Genomic DNA, 2101 nt, shown 5'->3' with positions numbered 1-2101 from the left:
AAGCGCATCCGTGCGGCTTCAAGTGGGTGACCGAGGCCAAGGCGCACAACAAGGCGCGGCTGATCGTGGTCGACCCGCGGTTTACCCGTACCGCTTCGGTGGCGGACTACTACGCGCCGATCCGTACCGGTACCGACATCGCCTTCATGGGCGGGCTGATCAATTACCTGCTGAGCAACGACAAGATCCAGCACGAATACGTGCGCAACTACACCGACGTGTCGTTCATCGTCAAAGAGAACTATGGCTTCGAGGACGGGCTGTTCAGCGGCTACGACGAGGCCAAGCGCGTGTATGCCGACAAGTCGGGCTGGGGCTACGAGCTGGGCGAGGACGGTTTTGCCAAGGTCGACCCGAGCCTGCAGCACCCGCGCTGCGTGTACCAGCTGATGAAGCAGCACTACAGCCGCTACACCCCCGAAATCGCCAGCATGACCTGCGGCATGCCGCAGGACGCCATGCTCAAGATCTGGGAAGAGATCGCCACCTGTTCGGCACCGGGCAAGACCATGACGATTCTCTACGCCCTGGGCTGGACGCAGCACTCGATCGGCGCGCAGATCATCCGCAGTGCGGCGATGGTGCAGCTGCTGCTGGGCAACGTCGGCATGCCGGGCGGTGGCGTCAACGCCCTGCGCGGGCACTCCAACATCCAGGGCCTGACCGACCTGGGCTTGCTGTCGAATTCGCTGCCGGGTTACCTGACCCTGGCCGGCGACGCCGAACAGGACTACGCCACCTACATCGACAAGCGCGCCTCCAAACCGCTGCGCCCGGGGCAACTGTCGTACTGGCAGAACTACGGCAAGTTCCACGTCAGCCTGATGAAGGCCTGGTATGGCGCCAACGCCACGGCGCAAAACAACTGGGGCTACGACTGGCTGCCGAAACTCGACGTGCCGGCCTACGACGTGCTGCGCATGTTCGAGATGATGAGCCAGGGCAAGGTCAACGGCTACATGTGCCAAGGCTTCAACCCGATCGCTGCGCTGCCGGACAAGAACCGCGTCACGGCCGCGCTCGGCAAGTTGAAGTGGCTGGTGATCATGGACCCGCTGGCCACCGAAACCTCCGAGTTCTGGCGCAACGCCGGGCCGTTCAACGATGTCGACACGGCCAACATCCAGACCGAGGTGATCCGCCTGCCCACCACCTGCTTCGCCGAGGAGGATGGCTCGCTGGTCAACAGCAGCCGCTGGCTGCAATGGCACTGGAAAGGCGCCGACGGCCCGGGCGAAACCCGCACCGACGTGCAGATCATGAGCGAGCTGTTCCTGCGCCTGCGCCAGCGTTACCAGGCCGAGGGCGGGGCCTACCCGGACCCGCTGATGAACATCAGCTGGCCGTACAAGATCCCCGATGAGCCTTCGCCCGAAGAGCTGGCCAAGGAAATGAACGGCTGGGCCGTGTCCGACCTCAGCGACGCCACCGGTGTGGTGCTCAAGAGCGGGCAGCAGCTGTCGGGCTTCGCCCAGCTCAAGGACGACGGCAGCACGGCTTCTGGCTGCTGGATCTTCGCCGGCTGCTGGACCGAGCAGGGCAACCAGATGGCGCGCCGTGACAACAGCGACCCGTTCGGCATGCACCAGGTGCAGAACTGGGCCTGGGCCTGGCCGGCCAACCGCCGCATCCTCTACAACCGCGCCTCCAGCGACACGCAAGGCAAGCCATGGGACCCGGAGAAAAAGCGCCTGGTGTGGTGGAACGGCAAAACCTGGACCGGCACCGACGTGCCCGACTTCAAGGTCGACTCGCCGCCGGACGCGGGGATGAACCCGTTCATCATGAACCCCGAGGGCGTGGCGCGGTTCTTTGCCATCGACAAGATGGCCGAAGGCCCGTTCCCCGAGCACTACGAGCCGTTCGAGACGCCCATCGGCATCAACCCGCTGCACCCGCAGAACAAGAAGGCCACCAGCAACCCGGCCGGGCGGATCTTCGATTCGGTGTGGGACACCCTCGGCACGCACGACGAGTTCCCCTACGCGGCGACCACCTACCGGCTGACCGAGCACTTCCACTTCTGGAGCAAGCACTGCCGCCTCAACGCCATCGCCCAGCCCGAGCAGTTCGTCGAGATCGGCGAGGTGCTGGCCAACGA

1 protein-coding gene is annotated in these 2101 nt (G+C 64.8%); it reads left to right on the top strand.

Annotated elements, in window-relative coordinates:
• Window positions 1-2101, top strand: a 2101-nt coding sequence (gene fdnG, locus B3E94_RS24480) for a formate dehydrogenase-N subunit alpha (protein WP_286915556.1), incomplete at both ends; no start/stop codon positions are given.

This window comes from Pseudomonas sp. UBA6315 (assembly GCF_002438125.1).
Classification (GTDB): Bacteria; Pseudomonadota; Gammaproteobacteria; order Pseudomonadales; family Pseudomonadaceae; genus Aquipseudomonas; species Aquipseudomonas faucium.
The sequence above is the reverse complement of the archived record's forward strand: the minus strand, read 5'-3'. Positions and strand labels throughout refer to the sequence as shown.